The following is a 14,495-nucleotide window of genomic DNA, read 5'->3' on the forward strand; positions in this document are numbered from 1 at the left end:
CCGGTCAGTTCAGGTCGCAGGCCTTCAGCGAGTCCTCGTACCCGCCGAAGAAGGCCTTCGTCCGCTGCTGCGCCGTGCCGTGCGCGTCCGGGGCGAACCAGGGCTGATCGGGGTCGTCGGCGACCGCGACCAGCCCGTCGCGCAGCTCGTCGAGGTCGCCGTCGTCTGCCCGCAGCCGCCCCGAGCGCACCTCGTCGCCGAGGTAGGCCCCGGCCATGCAGTCGGCCTGCAACTCGTGGTCGATGGTGAACCGGTGCGTGACGCCCAGCTGGTCCTGGATCGCGTGCGCGTACTCGTGGCCGATCAGGTAGTAGAGGAAGGCGTCGCCGACCTGGCGGAACGCGCCCACCGCCCAGTCGGCGTCGTAGGCGATGAAGTCGCCGTCGGAGCAGTAGGCCGCGTTGTTCTCCGGCATCGGGTCCCCGCCGCAGGCCACCTCGCCTTCCCGCAGGTAGGGCACGATCCGGCGCACCGGGCGGAACTCCAGCTTCGAGTCGGCGAACACCGCCGACCAGTACTCGACAGCCGTGTCCACCGCCGCCCCGGCGTCGCGCTCGAACTCGGCGACGGTCATGGTGCCGTCGGGCTCCGCGCTCGGGCTGCCGTCCGGCAGCGTGCCGCGAGTCGGCGCGGGACCGGAATCGGGGTCGGGCAGCGGCAGCGCCCCGCAGCCCAGCGTGAGCACGGCGGCGGCGGCCAGGGACAGGGACAGCAGGGTGCGGGGGCGGGCGGTCATCGCGCCACTCCTTCGATACGGGGGTACCTCCGTCATACCCGATGCCCGCCACCGCATGCGCCCCGGCAGCGGGGGCAGCGGCGACGAGCCGGGCGGGAGACAATCACCGGTATGGCTGACACCACCACCGCCGTCCTCGCCACCGGTCCGGGGCGGCTCACGAAGGCGGCCGCCGTGACCAACCTCGTGCTGGTCGGCCTCTTCCTCGCCGGTACGGTCGGCCGGCACGCGTACCTGGCGAACCAATTCGGCTGGGACTCCCTCGACCCCTCGCACGACCCCAAGGACGTGCTGTTCACCGGGCCGCTGGGGATCCTGCACGTCCTCACGGTGCTGATCGCGCTGCTGGGCTGGCTGATCGTCGTGCCGCTGGGCATCTGGTCCGGCGTGGTCGTCGCGGCCACCCGCCGCGCCCACCCGCTGCTGGTCGCCTCGGTGCTGGCGACGATCACCTACGTCGCGATCAGCGTCTCCCCGTACGGCGCCCTGCTGCGGTACTGGCTGCTCGACTAGCCGCGGACCGGGTCAGGCCAGGGCGTCGGCGCGGGCCTGGAACAGGTCGCGCTCGCGGGCGTTGCGGGTCAGCGCGGCGGCCCGGGTGAACTCCGCCCGCGCCTCGGCGGCCCGGCCCAGCCGGGCCAGCAGGTCCCCGCGTACGGCGGGCAGCAGCGCATAGCCGGGCAGGCTGAGCGCGTCCACGATGCGCAGCCCCTGCTCGGGGCCGCGGGCGTGGGCGACGGCGACGGCCCGGTTCAGCTCGACGACCGGGGACGGCCAGACGTAGGCGAGCACGTCGTACAGCGTGGCGATGCGATCCCAGTCGGTCTGCGCGGCGGTGGCGGCGCGGGCGTGGCAGGCCGCGATCTCCGCCTGGAGCACGTACGGCCCGAGGGTGCCCCCGGCGCGGGCCAGCGCGTCCAGGCCGCGCCGGATCAGCAGCCGGTCCCAGCGGCGGCGGTCCTGGTCCTGGAGCAGGACCGGGGCGCCGTCCGGGTCGGTGCGCGCCGGGATCCGAGACGCCTGCAACTCCATCAGCGCGACCAGCCCGTGCACCTCCGGCTCCTGCGGCGCGAGCGCGGCCAGCACCCGGCCCAGGCGCAGCGCCTCCTCGCACAGGGCGGGGCGGGTCCAGTCGTCGCCGGCCGTGGCGGCGTACCCCTCATTGAAGATCAGGTAGACGACCTCCAGCACCGAGGCCAGCCGCTGCGCGGCCTCGCCGGGCAGCGGCAGCTCGATCGGCACCCTCTTCTCGGCCAGGGTCCGCTTGGCGCGCAGGATCCGCTGGCCGACGGTGGCCTCGGGCACCAGGAAGGCGCGGGCGATCTCGTCGGTGCCCAGCCCGCCCAGCAGCCGCAGCGTGAGCGCGACCCGCGCCTGCGCCGACAGCACCGGATGGCAGGTGGTGAAGATGAGCCGCAGCAGGTCGTCGCCGACGTAGTCGTCGAGTTCGGCGGCCAGATCGCGGTCCTCGGCCTGCGGGGTGGCCCGACCGACCTCGTCGAGCTTGTCCCGGTACGTTCGCTGCCGCCGCAGCAGGTCGATCGCGCGGTGCTTGGCGGTGGCCATCAGCCACGAGCCCGGGTGCTCGGGCACCCCGCGCTCGGGCCACTGCTCCAGCGCGATCACGAACGTGTCCTGCGCCAGCTCCTCGGCCAGGCCGACGTCGCCGACCAGCCGGGCCAGCGCCGCGACGATCTTCGCGGACTCGATCCGCCAGACCGCCTCCACCGCGCGCCGAGGATCGGTAGCCACGGCTACCGATCCTCGCACGGCCGGTCAGGCGGGTGCGCCGAAGTCCTCCGGCCCGAAGACCTTCAGCACCTCGGTCTCGCCCTCCCACTGCGGCCACAGGTCGCGGTGCAGCGCCAGGAACCGCGAGGCCCACTCGACGGCCTCCTCCTTGGTGCGCACCTGGTACAGCGCGTAGCTGATCGTCTCCTTGGCCTCGGCGAACGGGCCGTCGGTCACCGACAGCGCCCCGCCGTACAGGCCGACCCTGGCCCCGAGCGCGCTGGGCGCCAGGCCCCCGGTGTCCAGCAGCACCCCGGCGGCGGTCGCGTCGGCGCCGAGCTTGAGGATGGCGTCCATCAGCTCCGGCGGCGGCGCGGTGTCAGGCTGACGGGCCTTGAGCAGCATCAGGTATCGCATATCGGGTTCTTCCTCCCGGTCGATGGGTCAGATCTCTGGTCGGTGGGTCAGGTCTCTGGTCGGTGGGTCGGTCTCTGGTCGGTGGGTCAGGTCTCTGCTGGTCGGTGGGTCAGGCGGCGGCGCGGTAGTAGTGGATGCTGACGGCGGCCAGCCAGGCCCAGGCGGTCGCCACTGCGGCGAGGAAGGCCAGCGTGGTCGGACCGTGCGACCCGCTGGCGATGCCCGCGAACCCGGCCAGGAACACCACGCCGGTGATCCGCGAGAACCAGGCCAGCCCTCGCTCGCCCTGCCGGGCGAAGCCGCGCGCCAGCACGAAGCAGGCTGCGATGAGGCAGCCGAAGCCGATCCCGCCGAGCATGAGGTGCAGCATGCCGTGCCAGCTGATCGTGCCGGTCTCGGGCGCGCCGACGGGGAAGCCCTGAACCGCGTCGGCGCGGAAGACCCCTGCCCCGACCATGCTCAGGCCGTAGCCGCTGAGCAGCAGCGGAGCCCAGAAGCGGCGCCCGGCCGGCAGCGCCCGGCGCAGGCCGACGGCGGCGGCGACGGTCATCAGCCCGGCGGCGACGAAGTTCGCCACCTGGATCCAGCCGTGCTCGCCGTTGGCCAGCAGGCTCCAGGCGTGGCGGGACAGGTCGAACCCGTCCCGGGTCAGCGCCTGGGCCAGGCCGACGATCAGGTACACCGGACCGGCGAGCACCCCGTAGCCCAGCAGCGACTTCGTGATCCGGACGGGCAGCGGCGGGCAGGTGGCGACAGCGGTGGTCATCTCGATTGCTCCCTCAGTGAGTGCCTACACCTGCTCCTCGAACGGCCCCGCCCGGATCCGACACCCTCTCCCAAGATTTTTTCCGGGTACGCGGACCAGGCCCCCAAGATCCGCCGAGTTGCCGGGCAACCGGGCGTATCTTGGGGCCGCTTTCGCCCGATTGCCCGGCAACTTGGCGGATCTTGGGGTGGTGGCGCGCGGCGCGCGGGGGTGGGGCTGCTCTGGCATGATCTGCCGGGTGAACCCCGCGTACCCCGGTCCCGTCATGCCCTACGCCGCCTACCAGGTGCCCGTGCCGCTGCCCGAGGGCCACGGCGTCATCGTGGCGAGCTTCAACCGCGGCCCCTACCTGGTCTCCGCCGCGACCACCTGCCGCCTGAAGATCGACGGCCGGGACGTGCCGTTCGGGTCGGAGGGCACGTACCACATCGCGGTGCCCGCCGGACCCCACGAGGTCAAGGTCACCGACTGGATGGGCGTGCCGATGATCAAGACCCGGCTGACCGTGCAGCCGGGCGCCGCCCACCCGCTGAACTTCCGGTTCGGCGGCTGGCGCAACCGGGTCCACGACGGCCACGGCACCGACGTGACCACCTTCGGGATGTGGTCCAACTACCTCGTCATGCTGATCGTCCTGGGCGTGGCGGTGCTGTGCTGCGGCGGCGGCACTGTGCTCGCCGCCCTGGCGAGCTCGTCCAGCTGATCGAGCAGTCCGGCCGGACCGCGCGGGCACGTCTGCGAAGCTGACCGTGCGGCCGGACGGAGGGAGCACGGGCATGCGGAGTTTCGCGCGGCGGGAGTTCGTGCTCATGCTGCTGCGGCGCATGGACGACTACCAGCCGGAGCTGGTCGAGGCCGCGTACACGGGGCTCGGGGCCGCCCGCACCGACTACCTGGCCGCCCACCACCGCTGGCAGCAGCTGCTGCGGTCCCGGCGCAGCCCGCGCGGCCTGGAGCTGTACCGCGCCACGATCGGCCCGCCGGACACCGAGCGCCCGGTCCCGTACGGCGACCTGACGCTGACCGCGTGCGCCTGGACGCTGCCCGGCCCGTGGCCGGACCTGCGCTGGGAGGCGACCATCGGCACCGACGGCTTCGTGCTGCACGCGTGGCTGGTCCGCGCCGACCCGGCGGCCGCGCCGGGCCTGGCCGCCCCGGACCGGGTCGCGCCCTGGTCGGCCGTGGTCGACGACGTGACGGGTGCGTTCCCGGGCGCGCGGCAGCTCGACCCGGAGGTGCCCGGCCGCTGGGTGGTCCGCGCCGACTCCGGCGGCACCCCGTACGACCTGGTCTTCGTGCACGGCCTCTACCAGGTCGGACACCCCGCCGGGGCGAGCACGCCGCGCCGCTCCCCGCGCCGGGGCGCGGCCTAGCCCCGGGCCTGGTAGCCGCTGGCCTGGAGGGTGAACAGCTCGGCGTAGCGGCCGTCGGCGGCCATCAGCTCGTCGTGGGTGCCCGACTCGACCACCCGGCCCTCGTGCAGCACATGGATCGCGTCGGCGAAGCGCACGTTGGCCAGCCGGTGCGTGATCAGCACGATGATGCGGTCGGGGTGGCGTCGCAACTGGGCGAAGAAGGCGTGCTCGGCCTTGGCGTCCAGCGCCGAGGACGGCTCGTCGGCGATGAGGACGGTGGCGTCGCGGTAGATGCCGCGCGCGGCGACCAGCCGCTGCCACTGCCCGCCGGACAGGTCCTGGCCCTCCTTGAACTCCTTGGACAGCAGGGTGGCGTACCCGTGCGGCAGCTCGGTGATCATGTCGTGGGCCGCGGCGGCGCGGGCCGCGTCCTCGGCGCGGCCGTGGTCGTAGGCGACCGCCTGGCGGCCGATGTGGATGTTGGCCTGCACGCTGAACGGGAACTTGTAGAACGACTGGCTGATCATCGCGACCTGGGCCGCCGCCTGGTCGGGGTCGAGGTGGCCCAGCTCGACGCCGTCCCAGGCGACGCTGCCGCCGCTGGGCCGGTACAGCCCGGCGAGCAGCATCGCCAGGGTGCTCTTGCCGGAGCCGTTCTCGCCGACCAGCGCGATGACCTGGCCCCGGTGCAGGGTCATCGAGACCCGGTCGAGAGCGGGCCGCGGCGCCCCGAGGTAGGTGAACGACACCTCCTCCACCCGCACCTGGTCGACCCGCTCGACGGCCGCGCTGCTGGTCGCGGGCACCCGTTCGGCGGCCCGGCGCAGGAAGTCGCGGAAGTCGGTGTAGTACAGCGCGTCCTCGTACAGCCGGTTGATCGAGAACGTGGTGGTCTGCAGGCTCGACCCGGCCGCCTGCACGGCGAACAGCGCGGTCGCGGCGGCCGCCAGCGGCACCAGCCCGTCCATCAGCAGGAACGCGAGCAGCGCGTACATGCCCGCGCTGGCCAGGCCGGTCAGCCCGGCCCCGACCGCCCGCAGCACCGTCTGCTCCCCCGCGAGCTGCAACGACAGCTGCGTCTCGGCGCCGAGCAGGGTGCGGTACTGCCCGAGCAGGTAGTCGCGCATCTGGAAGGCGCGCAGCTCGGCGGCGGTGTACCGGTTGGCCAGCAGCACCGCCAGCATCCAGGCGCGGCGGCGCCGGTCGTAGTGCTTGAGCATCATCAGGTATTCGCGGCGGGCCACCCGGATCGCGGTGACCGCGGTCGGCGCGCCGGCCAGCAGCAGGCACGGCAGCAGCAGCGGGGCGATGAAGGCGACGGCGGCTCCGGCCGCGGCGATGCCGACGACGCCCGTGATCAGGTCGACGGTGGAGTCGACGATCCAGGTCGACTCGCGCATGCCCCGGTCGCGGGCCCGGTCCATCTCCTGGGCGAAGCCGGGGTCGTCGAAGGCGGCGAGGTCGACGCTCGTGGTGGCCTCGTACATCTGCATCTCGACCTGGAGGTTGATCTGCGGCCGCAGCCGCTCCTGGGCCCAGCCCGCGGCGATCCCGAGCGCCCCGCGCACCGTGATCGCCGCCGCGGCCCAGCACAGCGCGGGCAGCGCGGCCCGGACCCGTTCCGGGGTCGGCCCCTCGCTGAACAGGTTGGCCAGCACGTTGCTGGTGGCCAGCAGCCCGAACGTGGTCATCGTGCCGGCGAGCAGCTGCAACCCGACGGCGACGACCGTGTCGCGCGGGTTGGCCGACCAGGCCAGCCGCAGTGACTCGCGGACCAGCGCGGGCAGCCGCCGCGCCACCGCCCAGAACCCCGTGTTCGCGAACGCCTCCGCGTGGACCATCCAGTCCTCGGCGGCCAGCTCCGGCAGCGCCGGAACCTCCTGCGACTCCGTCACCCCCGGCACGCTACCGCCGCCCGACCCTCCACAGTGGAAGCCACGCGCGACGGCCGCCCGCCACCCGCGCCCGCCCTGCCCCGCCCTGCCCCGCCCTGCCCGCCTTTCACAGACGTTGGCCTATCTCATCGAGTATTCGGAGATCGAACTCGATGAGATAGGCCAACGTTTATGTAAAACGGGGCGGGACGGGGCGGGGGCGGGACGGGCGCGGGTCAGGGCTGGCCGGGGGTCAGCATTGGCCGTCGGCGAGGACGTAGTAGTTGGGGGCGGTCTGGCGCAGGGTGTGGACCACCGCCACGTTCCACAGGCCCATGGCCTGGTTGGAGCCGTTGGCGTAGACGTAGCCGCCGCTCTGGTGGGCGCGCCCGGCCACGGTCTGGGCATAGTTGTTCGCGGTGAAGCACGGCTGGTTCGTCGGGCTCGGGCTCGGCGAGGCACTCGGCGAAGCACTCGGCGAGGCGGTCGGGGACGCGGTCGGCGACGGGGCGGGTGACGTGCTGGCCGACGGGGACGGCGCCGGGCCGCCGGTGGCCAGGCCCCAGTCCTGGGCGATGCGGTACGACGAGCAGATCGAGTCCAGGAAGTAGGCGGCCGCCGCCCCGCACTGGTCCACGCCGCTGCCCGGGTCGACCGGGGTGCCGTGCGCGATGCCCTGCACCCGGTAGGTGATCACCTGGCCGGTGCCGTACACGGTGCGGGTCGTGGTCGCGGGCAGGGTGCCGGTGCCGGTGGCGGTGGTGCTGATCCCGTGCACGTTGACCCACTGGTCGCGCAGCTCGTCGGCGTTGGCGGGCACCACCGTCGTGTCGGAGCTGCCCGCCCAGATCGACAGCTTCGGCCACGGCCCGGCGTAGCCCGCGTAGGCGTTGCGCACCAGGTCGCCCCACTGCGTCGGCGTCTTGCTGACCGCGCCGTACATGCAGGTGTAGGCGCTGGAGGTGTCGGTGGCGCAGCGGTAGGCCAGCCCGGCGATCACCGCGCCGCCCGCGAACACGTCCGGGTACGTGGCGAGCATGACCGAGGTCATCGCCCCGCCCGCCGACAGCCCGGTGACGAAGACGCGGGCAGCGTCGGAGCCATAGTTGGCCTTGGCGTAGTCGACCATCTGCTTGACCGACAGGGCTTCGCCCTGGCCGCGGGAGGCGTCGGCGGGCTGGAAGAAGTTGAAGCAGGAGTTGGCGTTGTTGGCCGAGCTCTGCTGCGGCAGCACCAGGGCGAAGCCGTAGAGGTCGGCGTACTTCTGCCAGCCGGAGTTGGTGAAGTAGTCGGTGGCGGTCTGGGTGCAGCCGTGCAGGGCGACGACCAGCGGGGCACCGGTGGGCAGGCCGGTGGGCCGGTAGGCGTACATGGACAGGGCACCGGGGTTGCTGCCGAAGCCGCTGACCTGGGTCAGGGTCGCGGCGGCCTGGGCCGGGGCGATGGCTGCGGCGGTCGCGGCGAGCAGGGCGGCTGCGCCGGCGAGCAGAGCGGTGTACCAGCGGGGACGGGTCATGGCCCGGAAACTACGACCACTGTTGACACCGCCGAAATGGGTGTGAACCACATGTTCCGGGCGCTGATTGTGGCGCCGGTCACAACGTGGTCAGCGAAGCGCCAGGTCGCGGATGTGGTCCGCCACCACCGCCGCGCCCGCCGGTCCGAGCAGGATCGTGTAGTGGTTGGTGTCGGGCACCAGCTCGTTCGCCAGCCCGGCGAGGGTCTCGGCGCGGTACAGCCCCGTCGGCTCGTCCATCAGCCCGCGCGGCGCCCACAGCACCTCGATCGGGCAGGTCACCGTCCGGTACGCCGTGGTCGTCGGCTCGTGCACCAGGGTGTCGGCCGCGTCGGCCCGGATCGCCTCGACGTTGCACGACGAGCGGTCCCCGTGCAGGTCCCGCAGCGCGTACGCCTCGATCGCCGCCGACCAGTGCGGCCCCAGCGCCGGGTGCGCCGACCAGAAGTCCAGGTAGTCGTCCACGGCCGGGAACACCATCGACAGGCGCTGCATCGCCGGGCCGATGACCGCCAGCAGCAGCGCGTCGATGTCGACCCCGGCCGGGATGCCGAACGCCACCCCGCCGTCGACCAGCAGCACCGACGACACCCGGTCCGGGTGCGTGACCGCGGTCAGCGCCGCGACGAACCCGCCCATCGAGTGCCCGACCAGCACCGCCCGCTCCACTCCGAGGTGGTCCAGCAGCGCCGCCACGTCGGCGGCGTGCGCGGCCAGCCCGTACGGCCCCGGCAGGCCCGCGCTGCCCGCCCGGCCGCGCAGGTCCGGGGCGACCAGGTCGACCGTGCCGCCGAGCTGCTCCGCGAGCACCGCGAAGGACAGGGCGTTGGCGGTGATGCCGTGCAGGGCCACTACAGTCGGGCCTTCGCCGGGCCAGCGGCACACCCGCAGGCTGCCGCCCGCGACGGGGACGTCGAACTCGTCTGGCTGGAGGAGGGTCACGTGGGGCAACCGTACGGATCCCTCTCCGCGCACGCGATGGGCTGCGACCCACACCATCGGGGGGTGCGGTGTGGTGGCGGACCACATGGCCGCCCGGTGACGTCGTCCATAGCGTGGCGTGGACCACAACGGTAACCAAGGAGACCCCGATATGAAACGGCGACTCGTCATTCTCGCCACCGCGTCGGCGCTCGCCCTGGCGGCCTGCGGCAGCCCGCAGGACGCGGCGGCACCGCAGGGCGGGAAGGTGTCGGTCGGGCTGGTTTACTCCCAGACCGGCGCCCTGGCCAGCTACGGCAAGCAGTACATCGACGGCTTCAAGGCCGGTCTGGCGTACGCCACCAACGGCACGAACAAGGTCGGCGACCGCACCATCGAGCTGCTGGAGTCCGACGACGCGGGCGACCCGGCCAAGGCCGTCTCGGCGGTCAAGGACCTGGTCGGCAAGGGCGTCAAGGTCATCGCCGGGTCCACCGGCTCGGGCGTGGCGCTCCAGGTGGCCCCGCTGGCCGCGCAGAACAAGGTGCTGTTCGTCTCCGGCCCGGCCGCGACCGACGGCCTCACCGGCGTCAACCGGTACACGTTCCGCTCGGGCCGCCAGTCCTACCAGGACGTGCTGGCCGCCAAGTCGTTCATCGCCGCCCCGGCGGGCAAGAAGGTGCTGGTCTTCACGCAGGACACCGCCTTCGGCAAGGCCAACGAGGCCGCGGTGACCGCGGTGATCGGCGGCGCGGGCGCCACGGTGACCTCGCTGGAGGTGCCGGCCAGCGCGACCGACTTCACCCCGTTCGCCAGCCAGGTGCTCAAGGCCAAGCCGGACCTGCTGTTCGTGGCCTGGGCGGGCACCACCGCCAGCGCCATGTGGCAGGCCCTGGAGCAGCAGAACGTCCTGGCCGGCACGCTGGTGGTGACGGGTCTGGACCAGAAGGCGTCGTACCCGACCTTCGGCAAGGCCGGTGACAGCGTCTCCTTCCTGTCGCACCACTTCGCCGGCGCCACCGACAACGCGGTGGCCAAGGCGGCGGCCGCGGCGATCCCGAGCGGGCTGGACCTGTTCACCCCGGACGGCTTCAACGCCGCCCAGATGATCGTCCACGCGCTCCAGGCCGGCGACGACGTCGAGAAGATGATCGCCGCGCTGGAGGGCTGGAGCTTCGACGGCATCAAGGGCGCGATGACCATCCGCAAGGAGGACCACGCGCTGCTGCAGCCGATGTTCCAGGTGAAGCTGGTCGGCGGCGCGCCGCAGCTGGTCAAGGCCCTCAACCCGGACGAGGTCGCCCCGCCGGTGGCCGCGATGAAGTCCTGACCGATGCCGGTCCTCAGTACGGATGCGCTGACCTGGCGCATCGGTGAAGTCTCGATCGTGGACGGGGTCACGGTCGAGCTTCACCCCGGCGAGTTCCTCGGCGTCATCGGCCCCAACGGCGCCGGCAAGACCTCGCTGTTCAACCTGATCTCAGGGCTGCACCCGGCCACCTCCGGCCGGGTGCACCTGGCGGGGCGGGACATCACCCGCCTGACCCCGCACGCCCGAGCCCGTGCCGGGCTCGGGCGCACGTTCCAGTCCTCCTCGGTGTTCGGCTCGCTGAGCGTGCGCGAGAACGTCCGCCTGGCCGTGCAGGCCAGGGCCGGCGGTTCCGGCTCGCTGTGGCGGCGGGCCGACTCGTTCCGCGAGGTGGCCCGCCGGGCCGACGAGTGCCTGGACACGGTCGGGCTGCTGCCCCGCGCCGACGTCGACGCCCGCACCCTGTCGCACGGCGAGAAGCGGGTGCTGGAGATCGCGCTGCTGCTGGCGGGCGAGCCGGCCGTGATGCTGCTGGACGAACCGATGGCCGGGGTCGCCTCGGCCGACGTGCCCGCCCTCGTCGAGGTGATCCGGCAGGTGTCGGGTGGCGACCGGGCCGTGATCATGGTGGAGCACCACATGCACGTCATCCTGGACCTGGCCGACCGGCTGGCGGTCATGCACCACGGGGCCCTGCTGGCCTGCGGCACCCCCGACGAGGTCATGGCCGACCCCGTCGTGCAGGAGGCATACCTCGGGGAGGCGCTGTGATCCTCGACGTACACGAGCTGGACGTACGCCTGTCGGGGCTGCACATCCTGCAGGGTGTGAGCTTCGGCGTCGCCCCGAGCGGCGTCACCGCGCTGCTGGGCCGCAACGGCGCCGGGAAGACCACGACGATGCGGGCGCTGGTCGGGCTCAACCCGAGCACCGGCCGCGTGCTGTTCGACGGTGCCGACCTGGCCGGCCGGCGCACCCACGAGCGGGTGCAGGCGGGGCTGGGCTACGTGCCGGAGGACCGGTGCGTGTTCGCCGGGCTCACCGTCACCGAGAACCTGCGGCTGGCCGCGCGCGGCGAGACCGACCTCGACCTCGTCTACACCCTGTTCCCCGAGCTGCTCAAGCGCGGGCAGCAGAAGGCGGGCTCGCTGTCGGGCGGGCAGCAGCAGATGCTGGCCCTGGGCCGGGTGCTGCAGAACCGCAACCGGCTGCTGCTGGTCGACGAGCCCACCAAGGGCCTGGCGCCCAAGGTGGTCACCGAGGTCGCCGAGGCCCTGGAGCGGGTCGCGGCCACCGTGCCGGTGCTGCTGGTCGAGCAGAACCTCGCCGTGGTACGCCGCCTCGCGGGCACCGCCGTGGTGCTCGCCGCGGGCAGCGTCGCCTGGACCGGCGACGCCAAGCACCTGCTCGGCGACGCCGAGTTGACCACGTCTCTGCTCGGGGTGGGCCGCTGATGTCGACGATCGTCCTGCTGACCGTCACCGGCCTGGGCCTGGCCGCGCTGTACTTCCTGGTCGCCTCCGGCCTGTCGCTGGTGTTCGGCCTGGCCGACGTGCTCAACTTCGCGCACGGCCTGTTCCTGTCCGTCGGCGCGTACGCCACCTGGTGGGCCGCCGACTTCATGCCCGTCGAGGCGGCCGTGCTCGTCGGCGTGGCCGCCGGGGTCGTCACCGCGGTGCTGGTCGAGCTGGTGCTGATCCGGCCGCTGTACCGGCGCACCATCGAACAGGTGCTCGTCACCGTCGGCCTGTCGCTGGCCGGGGTGGCGCTGCTCCAGTCGGTGTTCGGCGCCGACCCGCGGCCGTTCCCCCGCCCCGGTTGGGCGCAGGGCGTGGTGCCGGTACTCGGCGCCCGCATCCCGGCCGACCGGTTCCTGCTCATCGGCGCGGCGGTGCTGGTGTTCGGCGCCCTGACCGCGTTCCTGCGCTACACCCGCTACGGCCTGATCGTGCGGGCCGGGGTGGAGAACCGGGAGATGGTCACCGCCCTGGGCATCGACGTGCGCAAGGCGTTCACGCTGGTGTTCGCCATCGGCGGCGCCGCCGCGGCGCTGGCCGGTTCGCTGGCCGGGATCTACTTCACCACCGTCTCCCCCGGCACCGGCGGCTCGCTGCTCATCTTCGCGTTCATCGTGGTCGTCATCGGCGGCATGGGCTCGGTGCCCGGCTCGGCGGTCGCCGCGATCCTGGTCGCGCTGCTGCAGCAGTTCGTGAACTACTACGGCGGCTCCGGGGCCGGTGACGTGTGCGTGGTCGCACTGCTCGCCGTGGTCCTGCTGTGGCGCCCGAAGGGACTGGCAAGAGCATGAGGCGATGGTGGCCTTTGGGCCTGGCCGTACTGCTGGCGCTGCTGCCGTACGGGCAGGCGTTCAACGCGCCGGGAACGCTGAACCTGCTGGCGCTGTGCCTGGTCTTCGCGGGCCTGGCCGCAGGCTACGACCTGCTGTTCGGCCGGACCGGCCTGCTGTCGTTCGGGCACGCGCTGTACTTCGCGATCGGCGCGTACCTGACGGTGATCCTGATGAACCACGGGTTCGCGCTGCCGGTGGCGGCGCTGCTGGCCATGGTCGCCGGGACCGCCGTCGCGGCGCTGCTCGGCGCGGTGGCCCTGCGCGTGGACGGGATCGCGTTCTCCATGGTGACGCTGGCGTTCGCGCAGGTCGGAGCGATCATCGTGGCCCGGGACCCGGGCGGGCTGACCGGCGGCGAGGAGGGCGCCACCATCGCGCAGGGCATGCCCGACGCGCTGGTGGGGGTCGTCAACACGGTCAACCTGTACTGGCTGGCGCTGGCCTACCTGGTGGTGGTGCTGGTGGTGCTGCACCGGGTGGGCCGGTCGCCGGCCGGGCGGGTGCTCTCGGCGATCCGCGACGACGCGCGGCGGGTCGGGGTGCTGGGGCTGTCGCCGTACCGGTACAAGCTGATGTCGTTCGTGCTGGCCGGAGCCCTGGCCGCACTCGGCGGCACCGTGTACGTGCTGGTCGTCGGCGGTGCCGCCCCGCACCTGTCCTCCTCCGACCTCACCCTGACCCTGCTGGTCATGGTGGTGCTCGGCGGGCCGGGCAGCCGGTTCGGCCCGGCGCTGGGCGGTGCGCTGTTCACGTTCCTGGACTACCAGCTCACCGACTATGCCACCGACCTGCCGGGTCCGCTGGCGCAGCCGATGTTCGTGCTGGGTGTGGTGTTCATCCTGGCGGTGTACTTCTTCCCGGGCGGGCTGGCCCGGATCGGGGTGACGCTGCCGGGGTGGCTGCGCCGCCCCGCCCGCCAGGAGGCATGACCTCGGGGCGGATCGCCGCCGCGGCGTGGCCGCCCCGCTTTTGAATCGACGCTGGCCTATCCAGAAGACGGTTTCGGATAATCCGTCCTCTAGATAGGCCAGCGTCGATGCCAGGCCCCGGTGGTCCGGGTTGGCGCGTGGCAGCTCAGGCGAGCAGGGCGGCGGCCAGGGCCAGGGCGGGGAGCAGGCCCTGGGTGAGGGCGGCGCGGGCCATCCGGCGGTCGGTCGCGATCAGCACGAGGGCCGCGCCGAGCATGCAGGCGCAGCTGAACAGGGCCACGGCTGCGCCCGTGGCCGCCTGCCCGGCGTGGACGGCGGCCACCCCGCCCAGCGCGCCGAGCGCCAGGAACAGGTTGTAGAAGCCCTGGTTGAGCGCCCACGGGCGGACGGCGTCGAGGTCGGCGGGCCGGGTGCGGAAGCGGCCGTGCACCGCGGGGCGCCGGAACAGCACGCTCTCCATCACGAAGATCAGGACGTGGAGCAGGCCGGCGAGCACCGCGAAGATCTGGGCGAGCACGTTCATGGCCGACATTGTCACCCCGGCGATGGCGGTGGCGCGAGCCAGGTCCATTTCGGTGGTACGTGACGATC

The 14,495-nt window shown here is 73.0% G+C and carries 16 protein-coding genes; 8 read left to right on the forward strand and 8 right to left on the reverse strand.

Annotation, left to right across the window (positions count from 1 at the left end):
• Window positions 1-4 precede the first annotated feature (4 nt).
• On the reverse strand, window positions 5-736 hold the full coding sequence (locus Cs7R123_RS08350) for a neutral zinc metallopeptidase (RefSeq protein ID WP_212824853.1): 732 nt from the start codon (window positions 734-736) through the stop codon (window positions 5-7).
• Between the two features lie 111 nt (window positions 737-847).
• On the opposite strand from Cs7R123_RS08350, the gene Cs7R123_RS08355 reads away from it, so the two are divergent.
• The gene (locus Cs7R123_RS08355) at window positions 848-1,249 is read left to right on the forward strand and encodes a hypothetical protein (RefSeq protein WP_212824854.1); all 402 of its coding nucleotides are present in this window, start codon (window positions 848-850) and stop codon (window positions 1,247-1,249) included.
• A gap of 12 nt (window positions 1,250-1,261) precedes the next feature.
• Here Cs7R123_RS08355 and Cs7R123_RS08360 read toward each other — a convergent pair whose 3' ends face one another.
• The 3 genes from Cs7R123_RS08360 to Cs7R123_RS08370 form a co-directional block, all read right to left on the reverse strand.
• On the reverse strand, window positions 1,262-2,488 hold the full coding sequence (locus Cs7R123_RS08360) for an RNA polymerase sigma factor (protein WP_244871691.1): 1,227 nt from the start codon (window positions 2,486-2,488) through the stop codon (window positions 1,262-1,264).
• A gap of 24 nt (window positions 2,489-2,512) precedes the next feature.
• Window positions 2,513-2,884, reverse strand: coding sequence for a YciI family protein (locus Cs7R123_RS08365; RefSeq protein WP_212824862.1), 372 nt, complete (start codon window positions 2,882-2,884; stop codon window positions 2,513-2,515).
• A gap of 109 nt (window positions 2,885-2,993) precedes the next feature.
• Entirely contained in the window at window positions 2,994-3,650 is a 657-nt protein-coding gene (locus Cs7R123_RS08370; protein WP_212824864.1) for a DUF998 domain-containing protein, read from the reverse strand.
• Between the two features lie 238 nt (window positions 3,651-3,888).
• Here Cs7R123_RS08370 and Cs7R123_RS08375 point away from each other — a divergent pair, with 238 nt between their 5' ends.
• Both Cs7R123_RS08375 and Cs7R123_RS08380 read left to right on the forward strand, forming a co-directional pair.
• Entirely contained in the window at window positions 3,889-4,353 is a 465-nt protein-coding gene (locus tag Cs7R123_RS08375) for a hypothetical protein (RefSeq protein WP_244871692.1), read from the forward strand.
• A gap of 73 nt (window positions 4,354-4,426) precedes the next feature.
• Window positions 4,427-5,023 carry a hypothetical protein gene (locus tag Cs7R123_RS08380; protein ID WP_212824867.1) on the forward strand — a complete coding sequence of 199 codons (597 nt, stop codon included), beginning with the start codon at window positions 4,427-4,429 and terminating at the stop codon, window positions 5,021-5,023.
• On the opposite strand, the gene Cs7R123_RS08385 is transcribed toward Cs7R123_RS08380, so the two are convergent.
• The 3 genes from Cs7R123_RS08385 to Cs7R123_RS08395 form a co-directional block, all read right to left on the reverse strand.
• Window positions 5,020-6,900: an ABC transporter ATP-binding protein gene (locus Cs7R123_RS08385; RefSeq protein ID WP_244871693.1), complete on the reverse strand. Its 1,881-nt coding sequence runs from the start codon at window positions 6,898-6,900 to the stop codon at window positions 5,020-5,022. The two genes, Cs7R123_RS08380 and Cs7R123_RS08385, sit on opposite strands and share 4 nt — an antisense overlap.
• Before the next feature lie 232 nt (window positions 6,901-7,132).
• Window positions 7,133-8,395, reverse strand: coding sequence for a PHB depolymerase family esterase (locus Cs7R123_RS08390; RefSeq protein ID WP_212824869.1), 1,263 nt, complete (start codon window positions 8,393-8,395; stop codon window positions 7,133-7,135).
• A 90-nt stretch (window positions 8,396-8,485) separates the two neighbouring features.
• Entirely contained in the window at window positions 8,486-9,337 is an 852-nt protein-coding gene (locus Cs7R123_RS08395; RefSeq protein ID WP_280517282.1) for an alpha/beta hydrolase, read from the reverse strand.
• 151 nt (window positions 9,338-9,488) lie between these two features.
• On the opposite strand from Cs7R123_RS08395, the gene Cs7R123_RS08400 reads away from it, so the two are divergent.
• Genes Cs7R123_RS08400 through Cs7R123_RS08420 form a run of 5 tightly spaced genes read left to right on the forward strand, consistent with a single transcriptional unit; the run spans window position 9,489 to window position 13,904 of the window.
• Window positions 9,489-10,646, forward strand: coding sequence for a substrate-binding domain-containing protein (locus Cs7R123_RS08400; protein WP_212824873.1), 1,158 nt, complete (start codon window positions 9,489-9,491; stop codon window positions 10,644-10,646).
• A gap of 3 nt (window positions 10,647-10,649) precedes the next feature.
• A complete protein-coding gene (locus Cs7R123_RS08405; protein ID WP_212824875.1) occupies window positions 10,650-11,396 on the forward strand; it encodes an ABC transporter ATP-binding protein in 747 nt (248 codons plus the stop codon).
• Window positions 11,393-12,079, forward strand: a complete 687-nt coding sequence (locus Cs7R123_RS08410) for an ABC transporter ATP-binding protein (RefSeq protein WP_212824877.1) — start codon at window positions 11,393-11,395, stop codon at window positions 12,077-12,079. Before Cs7R123_RS08405 ends, Cs7R123_RS08410 begins: the two co-directional genes overlap by 4 nt.
• Window positions 12,079-12,933, forward strand: coding sequence for a branched-chain amino acid ABC transporter permease (locus Cs7R123_RS08415; protein WP_212824879.1), 855 nt, complete (start codon window positions 12,079-12,081; stop codon window positions 12,931-12,933). Before Cs7R123_RS08410 ends, Cs7R123_RS08415 begins: the two co-directional genes overlap by 1 nt.
• On the forward strand, window positions 12,930-13,904 hold the full coding sequence (locus Cs7R123_RS08420; protein ID WP_212824881.1) for a branched-chain amino acid ABC transporter permease: 975 nt from the start codon (window positions 12,930-12,932) through the stop codon (window positions 13,902-13,904). The genes Cs7R123_RS08415 and Cs7R123_RS08420 overlap by 4 nt, the downstream gene beginning before the upstream one ends.
• Window positions 13,905-14,049: 145 nt before the next feature.
• Here Cs7R123_RS08420 and Cs7R123_RS08425 read toward each other — a convergent pair whose 3' ends face one another.
• A complete protein-coding gene (locus Cs7R123_RS08425; protein ID WP_244871694.1) occupies window positions 14,050-14,475 on the reverse strand; it encodes a DUF1304 domain-containing protein in 426 nt (141 codons plus the stop codon).
• Between the last annotated feature and the right edge of the window lie 20 nt (window positions 14,476-14,495).

This window comes from Catellatospora sp. TT07R-123, assembly GCF_018327705.1.
Classification (GTDB): Bacteria; Actinomycetota; Actinomycetes; order Mycobacteriales; family Micromonosporaceae; genus Catellatospora.

Bases quoted from the DNA above. Each gene is read 5' to 3' on its own strand.
- Cs7R123_RS08400 (WP_212824873.1), top strand. From the start codon at position 9,489: ATGAAACGGCGACTCGTCATTCTCGCCACCGCGTCGGCGCTCGCCCTG.
- Cs7R123_RS08390 (WP_212824869.1), bottom strand. From the start codon at position 8,395: ATGACCCGTCCCCGCTGGTACACCGCTCTGCTCGCCGGCGCAGCCGCC.
- Cs7R123_RS08365 (WP_212824862.1), bottom strand. From the start codon at position 2,884: ATGCGATACCTGATGCTGCTCAAGGCCCGTCAGCCTGACACCGCGCCG.
- Cs7R123_RS08405 (WP_212824875.1), top strand. From the start codon at position 10,650: ATGCCGGTCCTCAGTACGGATGCGCTGACCTGGCGCATCGGTGAAGTC.
- Cs7R123_RS08420 (WP_212824881.1), top strand. From the start codon at position 12,930: ATGAGGCGATGGTGGCCTTTGGGCCTGGCCGTACTGCTGGCGCTGCTG.
- Cs7R123_RS08425 (WP_244871694.1), bottom strand. From the start codon at position 14,475: ATGGACCTGGCTCGCGCCACCGCCATCGCCGGGGTGACAATGTCGGCC.
- Cs7R123_RS08355 (WP_212824854.1), top strand. From the start codon at position 848: ATGGCTGACACCACCACCGCCGTCCTCGCCACCGGTCCGGGGCGGCTC.
- Cs7R123_RS08380 (WP_212824867.1), top strand. From the start codon at position 4,427: ATGCGGAGTTTCGCGCGGCGGGAGTTCGTGCTCATGCTGCTGCGGCGC.
- Cs7R123_RS08350 (WP_212824853.1), bottom strand. From the start codon at position 736: ATGACCGCCCGCCCCCGCACCCTGCTGTCCCTGTCCCTGGCCGCCGCC.
- Cs7R123_RS08370 (WP_212824864.1), bottom strand. From the start codon at position 3,650: ATGACCACCGCTGTCGCCACCTGCCCGCCGCTGCCCGTCCGGATCACG.
- Cs7R123_RS08415 (WP_212824879.1), top strand. From the start codon at position 12,079: ATGTCGACGATCGTCCTGCTGACCGTCACCGGCCTGGGCCTGGCCGCG.